Source organism: Streptomyces sp. NPDC006365 (assembly GCF_042870755.1).
Classification (GTDB): domain Bacteria; phylum Actinomycetota; class Actinomycetes; order Streptomycetales; family Streptomycetaceae; genus Streptomyces; species Streptomyces xiangluensis.
On record NZ_JBIAHS010000010.1, the window covers coordinates 35,179 to 54,119 of the forward strand.

At 68.1% G+C, this 18,941-nt stretch carries 16 protein-coding genes; 8 read left to right on the plus strand and 8 right to left on the minus strand.

Annotated features, from left to right (window positions below):
• Positions 1-67: 67 nt before the first annotated feature.
• From ACFYO0_RS26120 to ACFYO0_RS26130, 3 genes are all read right to left on the minus strand, one after another.
• Positions 68-223, minus strand: coding sequence for a hypothetical protein (locus tag ACFYO0_RS26120; RefSeq protein ID WP_386341446.1), 156 nt, complete (start codon positions 221-223; stop codon positions 68-70).
• A complete protein-coding gene (locus ACFYO0_RS26125; RefSeq protein ID WP_386341444.1) occupies positions 195-1,523 on the minus strand; it encodes an OFA family MFS transporter in 1,329 nt (442 codons plus the stop codon). The genes ACFYO0_RS26120 and ACFYO0_RS26125 overlap by 29 nt, the downstream gene beginning before the upstream one ends.
• 647 nt (positions 1,524-2,170) lie before the next feature.
• The gene (locus ACFYO0_RS26130) at positions 2,171-2,743 is read right to left on the minus strand and encodes a hypothetical protein (RefSeq protein WP_388680468.1); all 573 of its coding nucleotides are present in this window, start codon (positions 2,741-2,743) and stop codon (positions 2,171-2,173) included.
• Positions 2,744-3,054: 311 nt separating this feature from the next.
• Here ACFYO0_RS26130 and ACFYO0_RS26135 point away from each other — a divergent pair, with 311 nt between their 5' ends.
• The gene (locus ACFYO0_RS26135) at positions 3,055-3,534 is read left to right on the plus strand and encodes an SPW repeat protein (RefSeq protein WP_388680471.1); all 480 of its coding nucleotides are present in this window, start codon (positions 3,055-3,057) and stop codon (positions 3,532-3,534) included.
• A 198-nt stretch (positions 3,535-3,732) separates the two neighbouring features.
• On the opposite strand, the gene ACFYO0_RS26140 is transcribed toward ACFYO0_RS26135, so the two are convergent.
• From ACFYO0_RS26140 to ACFYO0_RS26160, 5 genes are all read right to left on the minus strand, one after another.
• Entirely contained in the window at positions 3,733-4,107 is a 375-nt protein-coding gene (locus ACFYO0_RS26140) for a hypothetical protein (protein ID WP_388680474.1), read from the minus strand.
• Positions 4,104-5,816 carry a cytochrome c oxidase subunit I gene (gene ctaD / locus ACFYO0_RS26145; RefSeq protein WP_388680477.1) on the minus strand — a complete coding sequence of 571 codons (1,713 nt, stop codon included), beginning with the start codon at positions 5,814-5,816 and terminating at the stop codon, positions 4,104-4,106. Before ctaD ends, ACFYO0_RS26140 begins: the two co-directional genes overlap by 4 nt.
• Positions 5,817-6,311: 495 nt before the next feature.
• Positions 6,312-6,761: a nuclear transport factor 2 family protein gene (locus ACFYO0_RS26150; protein WP_388680479.1), complete on the minus strand. Its 450-nt coding sequence runs from the start codon at positions 6,759-6,761 to the stop codon at positions 6,312-6,314.
• 121 nt (positions 6,762-6,882) lie between these two features.
• Positions 6,883-7,845: a quinone oxidoreductase family protein gene (locus tag ACFYO0_RS26155; RefSeq protein ID WP_388680482.1), complete on the minus strand. Its 963-nt coding sequence runs from the start codon at positions 7,843-7,845 to the stop codon at positions 6,883-6,885.
• The gene (locus ACFYO0_RS26160; protein WP_388680484.1) at positions 7,842-8,798 is read right to left on the minus strand and encodes a Gfo/Idh/MocA family protein; all 957 of its coding nucleotides are present in this window, start codon (positions 8,796-8,798) and stop codon (positions 7,842-7,844) included. Before ACFYO0_RS26160 ends, ACFYO0_RS26155 begins: the two co-directional genes overlap by 4 nt.
• An 81-nt stretch (positions 8,799-8,879) precedes the next feature.
• Here ACFYO0_RS26160 and ACFYO0_RS26165 point away from each other — a divergent pair, with 81 nt between their 5' ends.
• The 7 genes from ACFYO0_RS26165 (at position 8,880) to ACFYO0_RS26195 (ending at position 18,931) form a co-directional block, all read left to right on the plus strand.
• Positions 8,880-9,767, plus strand: a complete 888-nt coding sequence (locus ACFYO0_RS26165; protein WP_388680486.1) for a LysR family transcriptional regulator — start codon at positions 8,880-8,882, stop codon at positions 9,765-9,767.
• Between the two features lie 182 nt (positions 9,768-9,949).
• Entirely contained in the window at positions 9,950-10,921 is a 972-nt protein-coding gene (locus ACFYO0_RS26170; protein ID WP_388680489.1) for a 2-dehydropantoate 2-reductase, read from the plus strand.
• Positions 10,918-12,861: a molybdopterin oxidoreductase family protein gene (locus ACFYO0_RS26175; protein WP_388680492.1), complete on the plus strand. Its 1,944-nt coding sequence runs from the start codon at positions 10,918-10,920 to the stop codon at positions 12,859-12,861. The genes ACFYO0_RS26170 and ACFYO0_RS26175 overlap by 4 nt, the downstream gene beginning before the upstream one ends.
• Positions 12,862-12,865: 4 nt before the next feature.
• Entirely contained in the window at positions 12,866-14,836 is a 1,971-nt protein-coding gene (locus ACFYO0_RS26180; RefSeq protein ID WP_388680495.1) for an NAD(P)H-dependent oxidoreductase subunit E, read from the plus strand.
• 31 nt (positions 14,837-14,867) lie between these two features.
• Entirely contained in the window at positions 14,868-15,728 is an 861-nt protein-coding gene (locus ACFYO0_RS26185) for a 2Fe-2S iron-sulfur cluster-binding protein (RefSeq protein WP_388680498.1), read from the plus strand.
• Positions 15,729-15,735: 7 nt separating this feature from the next.
• Positions 15,736-16,590, plus strand: a complete 855-nt coding sequence (gene fdhD, locus ACFYO0_RS26190; RefSeq protein WP_388680501.1) for a formate dehydrogenase accessory sulfurtransferase FdhD — start codon at positions 15,736-15,738, stop codon at positions 16,588-16,590.
• A 439-nt stretch (positions 16,591-17,029) separates the two neighbouring features.
• A complete protein-coding gene (locus ACFYO0_RS26195) occupies positions 17,030-18,931 on the plus strand; it encodes an exo-alpha-sialidase (RefSeq protein WP_388680504.1) in 1,902 nt (633 codons plus the stop codon).
• The last annotated feature ends 10 nt before the right edge of the window (positions 18,932-18,941 follow it).

Sequence of the window (18,941 nt, forward strand, 5' to 3'; positions counted from 1 at the left end):
AGGTGAAGCCACAGGAAAGCGGCCTCAGCCTTGTCGGCTTTTGTTGAACGCTTGGACACCCGAGCACTTACCCGGTGAACAGTTGCGTCGCCTTCCGCACCAGTTCGTACAGACCGTAGGCGAGCGGCGCCCCCACCCACACCCAGGAGAAGGCGATCAGCCCCCGGCGCCCGGGCGGAGTGCCGGCCGGTGTGCTAGGCGGACTGCTGTCGCTCGTGGACATCGGCGGCCTCCTTCGGGGCGGGGACGTGGTGGCGGGCGTGGACGGGGCGTACGAGTTCATTGGCGACGAAGCCGATGGCCAGCAGCCCGATCATGATGATCAGCGACAGTCCGTACAGGGCCTCACCGGATTTGCCCGCCTCTTCCTGCCGGTCCGCGATCCAGTTGACGATCAGCGGTCCGAGGACTCCGGCGGTCGACCAGGCGGTGAGCAGCCGGCCGTGGATCGCGCCGACCTGGTAGGTGCCGAAGAGGTCCTTCAGATAGGCGGGGATGGTCGCGAAGCCGCCTCCGTAGAAGGAGAGGATCACCAGCGCGCAGATGATGAACAGCGGCTTCGAAGAGTCCCCCACCCACGCGATCAGCGCGTACATCAGGGCGCCCGCGCCCAGATACAGGCGGTAGATGTTCTTGCGCCCGACCAGGTCGGACGTCGACGACCAGACGATTCGGCCCGTCATGTTGGCCGCCGAGAGCAGCGCGACGAAGCCGGCCGCCGCCGAAGCCGAGACCGGCGTCGAGGTGTCCGCGAAGAAGTCCGTGATCATCGGGGCGGCCTTCTCCAGGATGCCGATGCCCGCGGTGACGTTCATGCAGAGGATGATCCACAGACACCAGAACTGCGGGGTGCGCACGGCGTTGCGCGCCGACACCTGGACGCCCTCGTAGGCGCTCGGCCCGGAGGCCACCGGCTTTTCTGTGCGCGGCACGCGCACCAGGAGAACGCCGAGCAGCATGAAGACGGCGTACGTCAGCCCGTGCACGAGGAAGGCGAGCGCGATACCGGAACTGTCGGAGCCGAACGACTCCAGCATCTGCGCGGACCAGGGTGAGGCGATCAGCGCGCCGCCGCCGAAGCCCATGATGGCGATGCCGGTGGCCATGCCGGGCCTGTCCGGGAACCACTTGATGAGCGTGGAGACGGGCGAGATGTACCCGATGCCGAGACCGATCCCGCCGACGAAGCCATAGCCGAAGACGATCAGCCAGTACTGCTCGGTGGCGGCACCCAGCGCCGACAGCAGGAAGCCGGACGAGAAGCAGCACAGGGCCACGGTCATCGCCCAGCGCGGCCCGTTCCGCTCGACGAGCGTGCCGCCGAACGCTGCGGACAACCCGAGCATCACGATGCCCAGTTGGAACGGCAGTGCGCTCTGCGTACCGCTGAGGTCGAGCGCGGACTCCAGGGGCGGCTTGAACACGGACCAGGCATAGGCCTGACCGATGGAGAGATGGACCGAAAGGGCAGCCGGCGGAACCAGCCAGCGGCTCCAGCCGGGCGGGGCTATGGGGGGACTCATGATCCCGAACGATAGGAATCTGGCGCCCAGTTGGGAAGTCGGCCCGCCGGAACGCGTCGACGGGATGCGATGAACGGTATGCCGGACGCGACGAACGGTCGTCGGGGGCCGACGGGCGGCACCCCGTGGCCTTTGGCGGGCTCCGCGCCGGACCGCGGCAAGTCCGCTTGGGTGCCAGGGAGTTCAGGGCTGTTCCGGCCATGAGGCGGACGTCGTTCAGCGGTCCTTGCCCATGGTCTTGCGTACGGGATCCCGGGGGCCGTCGACCACCCGCCAGTTGCGCAGCTGGCGGTCCAGCAGGATGCCTTGGTGTTCGAGAGGGTCGAAGCCTACGGGGGTCTACTCGGCTGACGGCCCGGAACCAGGCCGACGCCACGTACCCGCTGCCGTCCGGAGTCAACCGGCAAGAACGGCGGCGACCGGGACGGAACAGCCAGGCGGCGAATGGCGCCGCTGCGGATCGCCGTGCGCGGTGCCGTACGAAGCCACGGAGCGCAGGCCGTCGGGCCCCGCGGCGCCGGATCTGCGGACCAGACGTTCTCAGGCGCCGAGCTGTGTCACAGCGGTGCCCGGAGCGGCCATCTCCTTGAGATCACGCCGGGACGGTACGCCGGTGCCGAGGAGGGCCTCGATCTGCTCAGGAGTGATCACGAGGGTGCGTCCTGCGCGGTGGTGGCCTGTGATGTCGCTGCCGGCAGTGGGGTGGGGGACAGCAGCGCCGTTGCGGCTCTGACGTGCAGGGAATCCAACGTCTCGCTCTGCTGCCCGGCCCTTTGCCGCAGTCGCTCCAGCCGGTCAAAGTCCAGGCGTGAGTCCTGCGCCGCTACGGAGAGCAGGTTGCGCCAGAGCAACGCCTTGCCCTGTACCCCCAGCCGCAGTGCTTCGAGTTCGACCAGCACGGTGAGGCCGGAGCGACGCAGCAGGCGCCCGTTGGGCTTCACACGCCCGATCTTCTCGCCCAGCCATGCCCCGTAGACCTTGTAGTGCTTTACGGGAACGTCGAGGTCTGCCAGGAGTCGCAGCAGTGCCTGCCGGTCCCGCGAGATCTCCGCCGCCAGGTTCTTCAGGTCGTCGCCGTACGGCGAGTCTCCGTGCTCCTGGACCATGCGCCGGGCGAGCTCCACACCGGCCGTCGCCCCGGCCAGGTGATCATTGAGATAGATGTCCAGTCTTCTCTGCCGTGTCTGACCGTCGCCGGTACCTCGTTCTGTCACGTTCATGATTTCCCTCAGGGTCTCGGACCTGTCGATGTTCACCGAGTGCCCCGGCTGAGTCCGTCAACCTATGCCTCGAGGCTGCGTCTGGTCCGGTTTGGCCTGCTCGCACCACCGTGGACTGGCATGACCGGCCCACGCCGTCGTGTCGGCCGTACTGTCGTGCCGCGAGGGGTACCGACTTCGGCGCGTGCGACGGGTCCTGTCACGTGCATCGGCCTGCAGGCGCCGATCGGCCGCCGGAACCGGAATCGGGCTGAAATATGGGTACTCGCTCATTCGCATCCGGAGATCACGCAACATCGGAGGTGGCAGGAATGACAACCTCTCCCCGATCCCCCATGGAAACCCATCCCGACATCCTCGACATGCGCACGCGCCACGAGATGGCCGAGCGCGCGGCGACCACCCCCCAGGCGCAGACCGTGGAGACGATGGCTCTCCTCACCGGCCTGTATCTGGCGGCGTCGCCATGGATCGTGGGGTTCAACGACCTCACGACACTGGCCGTCAACAACCTGATCGTCGGCATCGCCTATGCGGTCCTGATGAGCGGTGGCTTCGGGCGTGCCTACGAGCGCACGCACAGCATGGCGTGGGCGGCCTGCGCCCTGGGCGTGTGGACCATCATCGCCCCCTGGGTCGTGGCAGGTGACGTCACCTCTACGAGGTCCATCGTCAGCAACGTCACCGTGGGTACCGTCGCTCTGCTGCTGGGGCTGGCAGCCAGCGCCGCCGCCCGACAAACCGACTCACGTCGGTCAACCGGCCGAAACCGCGGCATGCCGGCTGCCTAGATGCCTGCCGGAGCCGGCTTGGCTTTATCAGGCGACCCGTGCGCCCCGCTCACCGGCAACGGGCGGGGAACCGAGCGCGGCTCCGGCGACACGCGTCCGACGACTGACGCCTCCTATGGACCGCCGGCCTCGGCGGTCCATAGGGATGGGCGGGAGCCAGGGACCATCGGCGGGTTTCCGCGTGTCCGGATCCAACCGTCAGCGGGCGAGCAGGCACGCCAGTGTGCTCACGCCTCCGGCGCAGGCGAGGACTGCGCAGGCACAGGCGGCGTGGCGTTTGAGCAGGTCGCGTCGGAGGTCGGCGTACCGCTCCTCGTACTCCTGCCGCAGCCGGCCGGCTCGCTCGGCTACGTCGAGCAGCATCTGACGGCTGAGGCCGATGCGCACGTGGACGTAGTGGCGGGTGAGGTCCTCGGCTTGGGCGCCGGTCAGCCACGGCATGCGGGCGCAGAGGGATTCGGCCTCACGGCGCGCCTGGTCGTGATGGACGTGGGCGAGCAGGTAGCCCTCGACCTCGTCGGCCAGAACGCTGTCCCGGTCGCCGTGGGGTCCGCCGTGCGCTTCGTGGCTCATGGCCGTTCGCCGTTGTGACCGCCGGCGTCCAGGACGTCGCGCTTACCGGCGCGCTCTCGCTCGTCGAGCTGTGCCAGATCCGGATGGTGCAGGTCGAAGGCGGGGGATTCGGAGCGAATGCGCGGCAGGGTGACGAAGTTGTGGCGGGGCGGCGGGCAGGAGGTGGCCCATTCCAGGGAGCGGCCGTATCCCCAGGGGTCGTCGACCTGGACCCGTTTGCCACGTTGGGCGGTTTTCCAGACGTTGTAGAGGAAGGGCAGGGTGGACAGGCCGAGGAGGAAGGAGCCGATGGAGGAGACGGTGTTGAGTGCGGTGAACCCGTCGGCGGCGAGGTAGTCGACGTAACGGCGGGGCATGCCCTCAGCACCGAGCCAGTGCTGGACGAGGAAAGTGGTGTGGAAGCCGACGAACAGCGTCCAGAAGTGGACCTTCTCGAGGCGTTGGTCGAGCATGGTGCCGGTCATCTTCGGCCACCAGAAGCTGAATCCGCCGAACATCGCGAAGACGATCGTGCCGAACAGCACGTAGTGGAAGTGCGCGATCACGAAGTAGCTGTCGGTGACGTGGAAGTCCATCGGCGGCGAGGCCAGGATCACTCCGGAAAGGCCGCCGAAGAGGAACGTGACAAGGAAGCCGACCGCCCACAGCATCGGGGGTTCGAACGAGATCGAGCCCTTCCACATCGTGCCGATCCAGTTGAAGAACTTCACGCCGGTCGGTACGGCGATGAGGAAGCTCATGAAGGAGAAGAACGGCAACAGCACGGCGCCGGTGGCGAACATGTGGTGGGCCCACACGGTCACGGACAGGCCGGTGATGGCGATGGTGGCGCCGACCAGGCCCATGTAGCCGAAGATCGGCTTACGGGAGAAGACCGGAAGGATCTCGGTGACCACGCCGAAGAACGGCAGAGCGAGGATGTAGACCTCGGGGTGACCGAAGAACCAGAACAGGTGCTGCCACAGGATCGCTCCGCCGTTCGCCGGGTCGAAGATGTGCGCGCCGAATTTCCGGTCCGCCTCCAGCGCGAGCAGCGCGGCGGCCAGGACGGGGAAGGCGAACAGGACCAGGACCGAGGTGAGCAGCACGTTCCAGGTGAAGATCGGCATGCGGAACATGGTCATGCCGGGGGCACGCATGCAGATGATGGTGGTGATGAAGTTGACCGCGCCGAGGATCGTGCCGAACCCGGCGAATGCCAGCCCCATGATCCACAGATCACCGCCCACTTGAGGGGTGCGCTCCTCCCTGCTGAGCGGGGTGTAGGCGGTCCAGCCGAAGTCGGCGGCGCCCTCGGGCGTCAGGAAGCTGCTGAGCACCGCCAGGCCGCCGAACAGGAACAGCCAGTACGAGAGCATGTTCAGCCGCGGGAAGGCGACGTCCGGTGAGCCGATCTGCAAGGGCATGACCGCGTTGGCGAACCCGGCGAACGTGGGGGTGGCGAACAGCAACAGCATGATCGTGCCGTGCATGGTGAACGCCTGGTTGTACTGCTCGTTGGAGATGAGCTGCAGCCCCGGCCGGGCCAGCTCCGCCCGGATCGCCATCGCCAGCACCCCGCCGATCAGGAAGAACGCGAACGACGTGATCAGGTACAGGTGCCCGATCTTCTTGTGGTCGGTCGTGGTGATCCAGGTGATGATCACCTGCCCTGCGCCGCGGCGCTCCGCCGCCGGTACCGGAGCAACCGGTTCAGTATGTGTCGCCATGGATCCCTCAATCGGCAGCAATCGGTGGTGGGTGGGCACGGCTGGGACAGCGGAGCCTTGCCTCACCGGTTCGGACCTGTCGCTGGGCAGGGCGAAATCAGCCCAGCGAAAACTAGTCCTGCCAATTTCGTCACCACGCCCTGCAGCGGCCGTTCTAGGGCCGATTGGCTGACTGATCCATCCATCCGAGGGGGGAGCTGGCTGGTTCCGCTTACTCGAGGACCAGATGAGCCGTACTGGCTGCTCGGTCACGAGGGGCGGCCGTTTCCACCGGCGCCTATGTCTCTCACGGTCACAGGGAGAAGCCGGCGATGACGACTCGCCCGTACGGCGTCCACCTGTGGCGGTTGATCCAGTTCCTGCCGCCCGCTCTCAGGCCGGTGCGATCCAGGCTGGCGTGGCTCTCAGCCGCTCCGGGGCCTGTCACGGCGGCCTGCGCTGGAGCCGCAGGCCGGCCGTTCGCGGCAGGTGTGACCAGCAAGCTCACCGGTGGCCTCACATGGTATTCCCGGGTGCTGCGAAAGCCTCGGCGATTGCGGCGGTGTCCCAGTAGAAAGCACGGACCTGGGCGATCCTCCCGTCCTTGACTGCGATGGTCTGCAGGATGGGGAAGGCAAGTTTCCGACCGGTGGCACGTGCGCGAGCACGAACCTGAGTGAGTACCACCGCGGTCTCGCCGGTGGCGAGGAACTCCTGTTCCATCATGTCGAACGATTCCCAAGCCTGGCTCATGGCGAGGAAGAGCTGTTCCATGCCCGCATGACCACGCCAGGTGCCGCCATAGGGCAGGGCATCGGCCTGGTGCAGCACAACGTCGAGGGTGAAGAACGGAGCCAGTAGATCGAACGAAGCCTCACCGGGACCACCAGCCGCCAGGTACTCCGCCTCGGCCGCATACATGTTGGTGAGTACGGCTACTGAGTCCGTCGTGTACGAATCAGTCATGCCGCCAGCATCGTCGCCCTCACCAACGAGTGCTGGCGGCAATCAGACATCACTGTCTGGGTTCCGGGGCTGTGAATGCCCCCTCCAGGTCGAGCGACTTCGTCATCCAGGAGCCACCGGATCACGGGGCTAGGAGGAGCTTGCCGACCGTGTCCCGCGAGGCGAGAGCACGGTGGGCATCCTTCGCGTCCGCCAAGGGGTAGTGCCGGTGAATGTGCAGATGCAGCCGTCCTTCGATGAGCCAGTCGAGCAGATCCTGGAAGCGGCCTTCAAGCTCGGCTCGGTCGACGACGAAGTCGCGGAGAGTGGGGCGCTTCAGCGTGAGCGAGCCGCCGTCGGTCAGACGAAGCGGGTCGACCGAGGCCACATGCCCGCTGGAGCCGCCATAGAGCACAAGAGTGCCGCGCCGACGCAGGACTTTCAGTGATCGTTCGAAGGTGCTTCTGCCGACCCCGTCGTAGACGGCATGGACGCCCTGCCGTCTCAGTTCCTCATGGAAGTCGTCGTATCCAAGCACCTGGTCCGCGCCCGCCGCGCGCGAGGCTTCCGCTTTGCCGGGTGAGGAGACGGTCGTGATGACGGTGGCGCCGCGGATCTTGGCGATCTGGGTCAGCAGGAGCCCCACCCCGCCCGCTCCGGCGTGGATGAGGACGGTGTCTCCGGGTTGGACGGCGTATGAGCTGGTTGCGAGGTAGTGGGCGGTCAGCCCCTGGAGGGGAAGTGCCGCAGCCTGTTCGTCGGTCACCTCGTCGGGGATCCGCAGCAGTTGGGAGGCCGGGACCGACACATACCGGGCGTAGGCGCCCGGGGCGCCTTGCCATGCGACCCTGTCGCCGGGGCTCAGTCCGGACGCCTCGGCACCCACCTCCAGGACCCGGCCCGCCCCTTCACCGCCGGGCACGAAGGGGACCTGGCGGGGGTAGACGCCCTCGCGCTGGTAGATGTCCACATAGTTGACTCCGGCGTAGGCGACTTCCACCAGCACTTGGTCACCAGCCACCTCGGGAAGACCGAGGTCGTGCACTTCGAGCACGCCCGGCCCGCCATGCTCGCCGACGACCACCGCCGGGCCGCAACGCCTCACCGGATCTCCCGGTGGAAGTGCTCGACCAGTTGCTGCACCCGCAAGCCGGCGGCGAAGTCGGCCAGCGTGGAGTCCTCACCCCGGACGGCCCGGGCGAACTCGGTCAGCCGGGTTTCCTCACTGCCCCGCGGACCATCCAGCTCGACGCGGGTCCAGCCGGAGCGGTCGCCGAGCCACAAGTCTCCCCAGTCGTCGATCCGGTACGACCGCTCGGATCCGTGCAGTGTCCACTCGTAAGTCTCCGGAGCAGCAGCGACCTGTCCGGAGAGCCTGACCGGCACTTCGCCTGCGAGTAACAGGCCCGAGGCTGCGCTCTCTCCTGCCACGCCATAGGTCACGTGTGTGTGGACGGGCGAGATGTGGCCCAAAAGCCGGTCGGTGAGGAAGAGGTAGTGCGAGGCGACCTCACGCAGGAACCCGCCCTGCGCACGTCCGGCCACCCAGCGAGCGTCTTGCTGGAACTCCCTCGGCCACTGCGGAAAGTCGAAACGGATATCCACACCGAGGACTGTGCCGGCTTCACCGTCCCGCAACGCCCGGCCAACCGCCAACGCGGCGCTGCGATCGGACAGCACGAAGTTCAGCGCGTTCACAGCTCCGGTCGCCGTGGCCACCGCCACCATCTCCTCGCCTTCAGCCAGATCCACCGCGAGCGGCTTCTCGGCGAAGACCGCCTTGCCCGCCTTCATGGCGCGTACCGCGAAGCCCGCGTGCGTGGCGGGCGGCGACGCGATGTAGACCGCGTCGAGCCCGTCATGGTCGAGCAGCTCCTCCGCACGCTGGATGCACGGCACCTGCGGATGCGCCGCTCGTGCCCGCTCAACGGCCTGAGTGCTGGGGTCCGCGGCCAGAACCACCTCGAACTCGGGGTGCCGCCACGCGACATCGAGCATCTCGCTGCCCATCGCCCCCAGACCCACGATGCCCAGCCGAATGCTTCTGTTCTTCTCCATGCTCGGATTCTGGAGCCGCCGACAGGACAGCACAAGCGATGTTTTCTTAAGAACTATGAAGCGGGACTGTATTATCTGCCTATGCTTGATGTCCGCCGTCTCGTTGTGCTCCGCTCGGTCGTCGAGGCCGGCTCGATCCAAGCTGCGGCCGGCATCCTCGGCTACACCCCATCGGCGATCAGCCAGCACATCGCCGCGCTGCAGCGGGAGACCGGCACCGCCCTGTTCGAACGCCGGGGCAGAGGCATCCGCCCCACCGAAGCGGGACGGCTCCTGGCCGCGCATGCCCGGCAGATCCAGACGCGGATCGCCGACGCGGAGACAGCCCTCTCCGACCTGCGTGCGGGGAAGTCGCGCCGGTTGACCGTCCGCTACTTCGCCACTGCCGGCGCGGTGCTGATCCCGCCGATCATCGCCGAGTTCGGCCGGCGCTTCCCCGAGGTCCGGGTGGAGCTGAGGCTGGGCAAGGGGTTGACCGGCGAGGCGGTGGACGCCGAGATCATGGTGCTGGACGACACCGTCCCGGTGCCCCGCGGGCTACGTGCGATCCACCTGTTGGACGATCCCTTCGTCGTGGTCCTGCCGCCGGAGCACCGTCTCGCCGCCGAAGAGATCATTGAGCTGGGCAGGCTGAGCGACGAGACATGGATTGACAACGAGTGGCCGAGCAGCATCTGCCGGGAGACCATCCTCGACGCGTGCGGCGCGGCCGGGTTCAACCCGAACTTCGTCGTGGAGGCCCACGACTACGCCACCGCCGTCGCCTTCGTCGCCACCGGCCTCGGCGTGACCATGGTTCCCAAGCTCGCGCTCACCGCCATCTCCACCACTGCGGTGACGTGCCTGCCGGTCACCCGGCCCGCAGCCACACGGTCCATCTTTGCCGTGGTCAAGGAGGCGACCGAGGACCAGCCGGCCCTGTCCGCGTTTCTGAGCCTCCTCCGCGAAGTCGCCGCATCCCACGCCTGAAGGCCATTTGAGCGAGCGCGACCCTCGAAGTGGTCAGCTACGCACCGTCACACACCAGGCTGTCCCAGCTAGTGCGCGAACCCTTGCTGCACCAACTCCCATACTGTAGACAATATTCCGTCGACAGATTTCGACACCACAGTCACCTCCGCGGTATCCCTCGACCGAACGGAGACCCTCAAGTGAAAGTGGCAGTTCTCGGCGCCGGCGCGATCGGCGCCTACGTCGGTGCCGCGCTGCATCGCGCGGGCGCCGATGTGCATCTCATCGCCCGTGGACCGCATCTGGCGGCCATGAGGCAGCACGGAGTGCAAGTGCTCAGCCCGCGCGGGGACTTCACCGCTCGGGCACACGTCACCGATGACCCGGCCGAGGTCGGCCCGGCCGACTTCGTCTTCCTGGGTCTGAAGGCCAACTCGTACGCGGCGTGCGGGCCGCTGATCGAGCCGCTCCTTCATGGCACGACGGCGGTGGTCGCCGCCCAGAACGGCATTCCCTGGTGGTACTTCCACCGACATGGCGGCCCGTACGACGGCCATCGTGTGGAGAGCGTGGACCCGGACGGCGCGGTCAGTGCGGTGCTCGCGCCCGAACGGGCCGTCGGGTGCGTGGTGTATGCCGCAACTGAGCTTGCAGGGCCGGGAGTTGTACGTCATCTCGAAGGCACCCGGTTCTCCGTGGGCGAGCCCGACCGCTCGGTGTCGGCGCGGTGCACCGCGTTCAGCGAGGCCATGCGGGCGGGCGGGCTCAAGTGCCCGATCGAGCCGGACCTGCGCAACGACGTCTGGCTCAAGCTGCTCGGCAATATCTCCTTCAACCCGATCAGTGCCCTCGCCCGCGCGACCATGCGGCAGATGTGCCTGCACGGCGGCACCCGCAAGGTCATCGAGATCATGATGGCCGAGACGCTCTCGGTCGCCCGGGCACTGGGCTGCGAGGTCGGGGTCTCCATCGAACGGCGGCTGGCCGGCGCCGAGCGCGTCGGCGATCACCGCACCTCGACCCTTCAGGACCTGGAGCGCGGCAAACCGCTCGAGCTCGACGTACTCCTCGCCGCCGTCGTCGAGTTGGCGGAGATCACCGGGGTCGAGGTGCCGACGCTCCGCACCGTCCACGCCATCTCGGATCTGCTCGCATTGAGGACCGCCGCATGAGCCGCATGAGCCGTACAAACAAGCGCGACCGAACTCCCAAGACGTACACCCGACTCACGCACCCCCTCGTCCGTGACTCCCGCGACGAACCCTTTCGGCGCGCCAGTTGGGACGAGGCGCTGGACCGAGCCGCCCGCGGGCTCTCCGCCGCCCGCGGTGCGTTCGGGATGTTCTCCTGCGCCCGCGCGACCAACGAAATGAACTACGTGGCACAGAAGTTCGCGCGCGTCGTCATGGGCACCAACAACGTCGACTCCTGCAACCGCACCTGCCACGCTCCGAGCGTCGCCGGCCTCTCGGCCGCATTCGGCTCGGGCGGCGGGACGTCGTCGTACGGAGAGGTCGAGCACACCGACCTCATCGTGATGTGGGGCTCCAACGCCCGTTTCGCACACCCGATCTTCTTCCAGCATGTCCTGAAGGGGATCAGGAAAGGCGCACGGATGTACGCCGTCGACCCGCGCCGGACGTCGACCGCCGAGTGGGCGGAGAGCTGGCTCGGGCTGAACGTCGGCACGGACATCCCGATGGCGCACGCGATCGGCCGCGAGATCATCCACGCGGGGCTGGCGAACGAGGCCTTCATCGAGCGGGCGACCACCGGTTTCGAGGAGTACAAGCAACTCGTCGAGCCCTGGACGCTCTCGCTCGCCGAGAAGGTGACGGGCGTACCGGCCCCCGCGATACGGGAGTTGGCGCATGCGTATGCCCGCGCCGAGCGCGCACAGCTGTGCTGGACCCTCGGCATCACCGAGCACCACAACGGCACGGACAACGTGCGCGCGCTCATCAACCTGTCCCTGCTGACGGGGCATGTGGGGCGTTACGGCTCGGGGTTGCAGCCCTTGCGCGGTCAGAACAACGTGCAGGGCGGGGGTGACATGGGGGCGATTCCGAATCGGCTGCCCGGCTTCCAGGACATCCTGAATCCGGACATCCGGCTGAAGTTCGAGTCCGCCTGGGACACAGTCATCCAGCCGCACTACGGGCTGAACCTGACGGAGATGTTCGAGGCGATGGAGGAGGGCGCGCTCAAGGCCGTCTACTGCATCGGCGAGAACCCCGCCCAGTCCGAGGCCGACACCGAGCAGGCCGTACGGCGCCTCAAGGCCCTGGACTTCCTCGTCGTGCAGGACATCTTCCTCACAAAGACCGCCGAGCTGGCGGACGTGGTGCTGCCCGCGACCGCCGGGTGGGCCGAGACGGACGGCACAACGACCAACAGCGAGCGGCGAGTTCAGCGGGTACGGGCGGCCGTCACTCCACCCGGTGAGGCCCGCGAGGACATCGACATCATCTGCGAGCTGGCCGCCCGGCTCGGCCACGAGTGGAAGTACGCGGACTCCGAAACCGTATGGAACGAGCTGCGGTCGGTGTCGCCGGACCACTACGGGATGACGTACGAGCGCCTGGAGGAACACCAGGGCATCCAGTGGCCGTGCCCGGACACGGATCGGCTCGAACCGACGTACCTGCATGGGCGGTTGTGGGATGCGGATCCGGCCCGTCGCGGCCGTCTCGCGCCCTTCGGGCTCGTCCAGCACGATCCGCCCGTCGATCTGACGGACGAGGAGTACCCGATCCGTCTGACCACCGGGCGTCGGCTCGACTCGTACAACACCGGTGTACAGAGCGGCGGTTTCGCCTCGCCGCTGCGGCGCGGGGAGTACGTCGAACTGTGTCCGGAGGACGCGGAGCGCTACGGGGTCGTGGTGGGCGAAGAGGTCCAGGTGTCGTCGCGGCGCGGTGCGGTGGTGGCGCCGGTGTGGGTCGATCCGGCGCTGCGCCCCGGGCTGGCGTTCATGACCATGCACTTTCCCGACGAGGTGGACACCAACCAGCTGACGATCGAGGCCAATTGCCCGATCGCCGGGACCGCGGAGTTCAAGGCGTCGGCGATCCGGATCGAGAAGCTTCCGGTTGCGATTCAGGTGAGGTGATCTGGTGGATCTGCACTTCGGTGACAGCAAGCCCACGGACGAGGAACGGGCGGCGGTCGACGCGCTGCTCGGGCCTCCGCAGTCGTCGTGGGAGGGCGCGGACCGGTCCGACGCCGACCTGAGGTGGGCACGTGGGGGCCGTGCGGCGCGGGATCGTCGTGACCTGCTGTTGCCGGGGTTGCACGCGATCAATGATCGCGTGGGGTGGATCAGCGAGGGTGCGCTGGATTACCTGTGCCGACGGTTGACCGTGCCACCGGCGGAGGCGTACGGGGTGGCCACGTTCTACGCCATGTTCTCGGTGAAGCCACGGCCCGCGACGGTACTGCACGTGTGCACCGATCTCGCGTGCGTGGGGGCGGGGGCGGCGGAGTTGTGCGCGGGGGTCGAGGCGCGGCTGGGGCTCGGGAGCGGGGTTTCCGTGGAGCGGAGTCCGTGTCTGGGGTTGTGTGAGCGGGCGCCGGCGGCGTTGGTGGTGCGGGCGGGGGCGCCCGCGGCGGGCTCTTTCCCCATTCCCGGAACCGGGGCTGCGCCCCGGAGCCCCGCTGGGGCTCCGCCGGGGGCGCCGCCCGCGGGCGCCCGCTCCTCAAACGCCGGAGGGGCTGATCTTTCAGCCCGTCCGGCGACCGCCGCGGGCCTGCGGGCCACCGCCGTTGCCGCCCCCGCCACCGTCGAGTCCACCGTCCTCGCGGCCACCTCCCCCGGCGCCGCACCTGACGAGCCCCCCGCGTCAACAGCCGTCCCCCAGTCCGGCGACCCGTCCCTGCTCCTCCTCCACCGCATCGGAGCAGCCGACCCCACCTCCCTGGACGACTACCGCGCGCACAACGGCTACACCGCCCTCCGAAGGGCCTTCACCCTCGGCCCCGCCGGCGTCATCCGCGAAGTCACCGACGCGGGCCTCGTCGGCCGAGGCGGCGCGGCCTTCCCCACCGGCCGCAAATGGCAGGCCACGGCCTCCCAACCCGACCACCCGCACTACCTCGTCTGCAACGCCGACGAATCCGAACCGGGCACCTTCAAGGACCGCGTGATCATGGAGGGCGACCCGTACTCCCTCGTGGAGGCGATGACGATCGCGGCGTACGCGATCGGCGCGCACAAGGGCTACCTGTACCTGCGCGGCGAGTACCCACGCGCCCTCGAGCGCATGGAGCACGCCATCGGTCAGGCACGCGCGCGTGGCCTGCTCGGCGACGACATCCTCGGCCAGGGCTACGCCTTCGACATCGAGATCCGCCGCGGCGCGGGCGCTTACATCTGCGGTGAGGAGACCGCCCTCTTCAACTCCATCGAGGGCTACAGAGGAGAGCCCCGCTCGAAACCGCCCTTCCCCGTAGAGAAGGGTTTGTTCGGCAAACCCACTACCGAGAACAACGTCGAGACACTGGTCAACGTGCTGCCGATCCTCACGATGGGGGCCGAGGCATACGCGGCGATCGGCACCGGGAAATCCACCGGCCCCAAGCTGTTCTGCGTATCGGGAAGCGTGGACCGCCCCGGTGTCTACGAGCTCCCGTTCGGCGCGACACTGGGCGAACTGCTGGATTTGGCAGGCGTACGTCGACGGTTGCGCGCCGTCCTCCTGGGCGGCGCCGCCGGCGGCTTCGTACGCCCTGACGAGCTGGACATCCCGCTCACCTTCGAGGGCACGAGGGAGGCGGGAACGACGCTCGGCTCGGGTGTCGTGATGGCTTTCGACGACACCGTTCCCCTCCCCCGCCTCTTGCTCCGTATCGCAGAGTTCTTCCGCGACGAGTCGTGCGGCCAGTGCGTGCCATGCCGGGTCGGGACCGTGCGCCAGGAGGAGGCCCTGCACCGCATCGTCGAGCGCACGGGCACGGACGCGGCCGGCGACATCGCCCTGCTCCGGGAGGTCGGCCGCGCCATGCGGGATGCCTCGATCTGCGGTCTCGGGCAGACCGCGTGGAACGCCGTGGAATCCGCCATCGACCGCTTGGGGGCGTACGAATGACCGCGACCTGCCGCAGCACAGGAGCCGCCGTATGACCGTGACGCCGCTGGGGATCCCCCGTCGTCTGCTGGAGTTCACCATCGACGGCGAGGAGGCCAGGGTCCCGGAGGGCTCTACCATCCTCGACGCCTGCCGGGCCGCGGGGAAGGACATCCCGACTCTCTGCCAGGGCGACACCCTCACCCCCAAGAACGCCTGCCGCGTCTGCGTGGTGGAGGTGGCGGGCTCTCGCACCCTGGTCCCGGCCTGTTCCCGCAGGGCCGAGCCCGGCATGGAGGTGCGGACCGACACCGAACGCGCCCGCCACAGCCGCAAGATCGTCCTCGAACTCCTCGCCTCCTCGGTCGACTTGTCGACCACACCCCAGGTCGCCGAGTGGCTCAAGGAGTACGAGGCCAAGCCGGACCGTTTCGGCCCGGACGCGGCCCGGCTGAATGAACAACCAAAGATCGACAATGACCTCTACGTCCGCGACTACGACAAGTGCATCCTCTGCTACAAGTGCGTCGACGCCTGCGGCGACCAGTGGCAGAACACGTTCGCGATCTCCGTCGCCGGGCGCGGCTTCGACGCCCGTATCGCGGTCGAGCACGACGCCCCGCTCACCGATTCCGCCTGCGTGTACTGCGGCAACTGCATCGAGGTGTGCCCGACGGGAGCGCTCAGCTTCAAAACGGAGTTCGACATGCGGGCGGCGGGTACGTGGGACGAGTCGGCGCAGAGCGAGACGACCACGGTGTGCGCGTACTGCGGAGTGGGCTGCAATCTGACCCTGCACGTGCAGGACAATGAGATCGTGAAGGTCACCTCGCCGCACGACAACCCGGTGACCCACGGCAATCTCTGCATCAAGGGCCGTTTCGGCTACCAGCACGTACAGAACCGGGGCTGATCAGAACATGGGACGAGTCACGGAACGACGCAAGGTGATCCGTATCCGGGACGGGGCGGTCTCGTCCCGCCCGGACACGCTCGTCGCCGAGGAACCACTGGAGATCCGGCTGAACGGCAAGCCGCTCGCGATCACGATGCGCACTCCGGGCGATGACTTCGCGCTGGCGGCGGGGTTCCTGGTCAGTGAGGGGGTGCTGGGCGATCAGCAAGAGCTGCAGAACATCGTCTACTGCGCGGGCGCGACCGTGGACGGGTCCAACACGTACAACATCGTCGATGTGAAGACCGCCTCCGGCGTCGTCATCCCCGACATCACGCTTGAACGCAACGTCTACACGACGTCCTCCTGCGGCCTGTGCGGCAAGGCGAGCCTCGATGCCGTCCGTACGACGGCACGATGGGCCATCGACGACGGCGAAGCCGCCCCGGTCCGGCTCGAACCCGAACTGCTCGCGAGTCTCCCCGACCGGCTGCGCGCATCCCAGCGCGTCTTCGACCGGACCGGGGGTCTGCACGCGGCGGCCCTGTTCACAGAGGACGGAGAGCTGCTGGACATCCGCGAGGACGTGGGCCGGCACAACGCGGTCGACAAGCTGGTCGGCCGCGCCCTCCAGAACGGCATGCTTCCGCTCTCCCGCACGACCCTGCTGGTCTCGGGCCGGGCCTCCTTCGAGCTCGCCCAGAAGGCGGTGATGGCGGGCATACCCGTCCTGGCCGCCGTCTCGGCGCCCTCGTCCCTCGCGGTGGACCTGGCGGCGGAGTCGGATCTGACCCTCGTCGGCTTCCTCAGGGGCGCCTCCATGAACGTGTACGCGGGCGAACACCGGATCGCCCTGCGGACCGCGGCCGCCCAGGGCTGACCGGCTCCCCGCGACACGGCGGCGGGGCCCCCGACCGGCGGGGAGCGCCCCCTGCGCCGTGATGGGGCTCCGCCTCAGTCACGCCGCGACTGGGGGCTCCGCCCCCAGACCGCCGTATCGGCCTTGAGGCCTTGTCCTCAATCGCCGGACGGGCTCAATTCGCCCGGACCGGCGTTTGAATCGCGGCCGCGCCATAACGATCCACCCTGATCATCTGTTGCTCCGTCAGAATGAACTCCCCCAGCCACAGCACCTGACCTCCCCCATCCGTGGCCCCGGAGGTTTCACAGTCGCCGCACGGGCATTCGTGATCACGGAACGGACGGAACGGCCGCTGCACGCTTCTTGTGGGCCCACTGAGAGCCCAAGTAGCGTCTGTGGCGCGCACGTTGGACGTGGGATGTCCAGATGTCCGGACGGATGAAGGGCAGGTCGCACCATGCCGTCAAGTGTTCGCGCACGTCTCAGAACCACCGCCATCGCAAGCGTCACCACCGCCGCGTTACTCGCGCTGTCGCCACAACCGGCACCAGACCGGATCCAACCGGCCGCAGGAACCACCGGGTTCGAGCAGCAGATCCTCTTCAAGGCCTCTCAGGATCCCGGATACGCGTGCTTTCGGATCCCCGCCGTCGTGAAAACGACGCAAGGCACGCTGCTGGCGTTCGCCGAAGGCCGGGTGAACGACTGCAGTGACGCCGGCGACATAGACATCGTGCTCAAGCGCTCCACGGACGGCGGGCGCACCTGGAGTCCCCTCCAGGTCGTCAACGAGGGCGGGGGTGACACCCACGGCAACCCCGCTCCGATCGTGGACCGCGAGACCGGGCGCATCGTGCTGGCGGAGACGTACAACACGGGCCGTACGGACGGTCGCAACTGCGACGTGCCGTGCGACCGCACTCCCCATATGCAGCACAGCGACGACGACGGGCTCACCTGGTCCGAACCGCGCGACCTCAGCGACGAGATCCTGCCCGACCACTGGAACTCCTGGTACGCGACCGGGCCCGTGCACGGCATCCAGCTGAGCCGTGGCCGGCACGCGGGGCGGCTCGTCTTCGGTGTCAACACCGAGACGTGGAACGGCAGTCAGGTCTCCGCCAATCATGCCGCGCTGATCGTCAGTGACGACGGCGGCGACAGCTGGCGGATCGGGGCGACGGACTCCTACCCGATACCGGCAGGCGGTACGTTCCGCCAGAAGCCGTCCGAGATCACCATGACCGAGCGGGCCGACGGGGTGATCCTGATCAGCGGCCGTGAGCAGGACGGCACCGAACTCGGCCACCGCACGCAGACGTTCAGCCGTGACGGCGGCGACAGTTTCACCTCGCCCTTCCGTACCCAGCCGGACCTCTACACGCCCCAGGTCCAGGGTTCCACCCTGCGGTTGGGCGACCGGCTCCTGCTCGCCTGCCCCGCCGATCCGGACCGGCGCCGGACGATGATGGTCCGCTCCTCGTACGACGGCGGGCGGACCTGGGACAGCGTGGACCGTGGCACGGTCGTCACGACGGACTGGTCCGGCTACTCGGACATGGTGGACATCAACCGCGGCACGGTCGGCCTGATGTACGAGGGCGGGGCCGTGGACGCGCGCGACGAGATCCGTTTCGCACGGTTCACGGAGGACTGGCTGCAACCGCGTCGCGGCCCCGACCCCAAGACCACCGATCTGGTCTCTCCCACGCGTCCCGCGGCGGTCCTCGGTGGCGCGCGCCCGACGGACGGTGTGTTCGGCCGGGCGATGGAGTTCGACGGCGCCGACGACGCCGTAAGGCTGCCATATCACAGTGAACTGCCGCTGGAGACAAAGGACTTCACGGCTTCGCTGTGGTTCCGCTACACCGCCACCACCGGTGAGCAGCCGCTGCTCTGGATGGGCGGGGTCGGCACCACGCAGCCGCAGGTGTGGCTGCGCGGTGAACCCGCTTCGAACCGCATTCAGGGGCTGATCACGGTCCGGGACGGCGCGAGTGCCCCGCAGTCCGCCTCGGTCCGCACGAGTGGCGCGTACAACGACGGGCAGTGGCACCATCTGGCGCTGCGGCGCGGCGGAGGGGAGCTCACGCTGTTCATCGACGGCACGCCGATCAGCACGGCGGACGTGCCGGGTTCCGTGAGCCGTAACTCACCGTTCGGCGTGCACATCGGCCAGAAGCTGGACAGCCGGGCACACTTCGCGGGCGCGATCGATGATGTGCGCGTCTACGACCGTGCGCTCAGCGACACGGAGTTGACCGGAGTCAGCAGCACGGGCAGTACGGGCAGTTCGAGCTCTGTGACGCGGGACACCGTCCTGTGGCTTCCCATGGACCGGGTGCGCGGTAGCAACTAACGTCCCGTGC

Excerpts from the sequence above, each read along its gene's own strand:
- ACFYO0_RS26195 (WP_388680504.1), top strand. The coding sequence starts at position 17,030 with ATGCCGTCAAGTGTTCGCGCACGTCTCAGAACCACCGCCATCGCAAGC.
- ACFYO0_RS26165 (WP_388680486.1), top strand. The coding sequence starts at position 8,880 with ATGCTTGATGTCCGCCGTCTCGTTGTGCTCCGCTCGGTCGTCGAGGCC.
- ACFYO0_RS26130 (WP_388680468.1), bottom strand. The coding sequence starts at position 2,743 with ATGAACGTGACAGAACGAGGTACCGGCGACGGTCAGACACGGCAGAGA.
- ACFYO0_RS26140 (WP_388680474.1), bottom strand. The coding sequence starts at position 4,107 with ATGAGCCACGAAGCGCACGGCGGACCCCACGGCGACCGGGACAGCGTT.
- ACFYO0_RS26175 (WP_388680492.1), top strand. The coding sequence starts at position 10,918 with ATGAGCCGCATGAGCCGTACAAACAAGCGCGACCGAACTCCCAAGACG.
- ACFYO0_RS26185 (WP_388680498.1), top strand. The coding sequence starts at position 14,868 with ATGACCGTGACGCCGCTGGGGATCCCCCGTCGTCTGCTGGAGTTCACC.
- ACFYO0_RS26135 (WP_388680471.1), top strand. The coding sequence starts at position 3,055 with ATGACAACCTCTCCCCGATCCCCCATGGAAACCCATCCCGACATCCTC.
- ACFYO0_RS26150 (WP_388680479.1), bottom strand. The coding sequence starts at position 6,761 with ATGACTGATTCGTACACGACGGACTCAGTAGCCGTACTCACCAACATG.
- ACFYO0_RS26160 (WP_388680484.1), bottom strand. The coding sequence starts at position 8,798 with ATGGAGAAGAACAGAAGCATTCGGCTGGGCATCGTGGGTCTGGGGGCG.
- ctaD (WP_388680477.1), bottom strand. The coding sequence starts at position 5,816 with ATGGCGACACATACTGAACCGGTTGCTCCGGTACCGGCGGCGGAGCGC.
- ACFYO0_RS26120 (WP_386341446.1), bottom strand. The coding sequence starts at position 223 with ATGTCCACGAGCGACAGCAGTCCGCCTAGCACACCGGCCGGCACTCCG.
- ACFYO0_RS26125 (WP_386341444.1), bottom strand. The coding sequence starts at position 1,523 with ATGAGTCCCCCCATAGCCCCGCCCGGCTGGAGCCGCTGGCTGGTTCCG.
- fdhD (WP_388680501.1), top strand. The coding sequence starts at position 15,736 with ATGGGACGAGTCACGGAACGACGCAAGGTGATCCGTATCCGGGACGGG.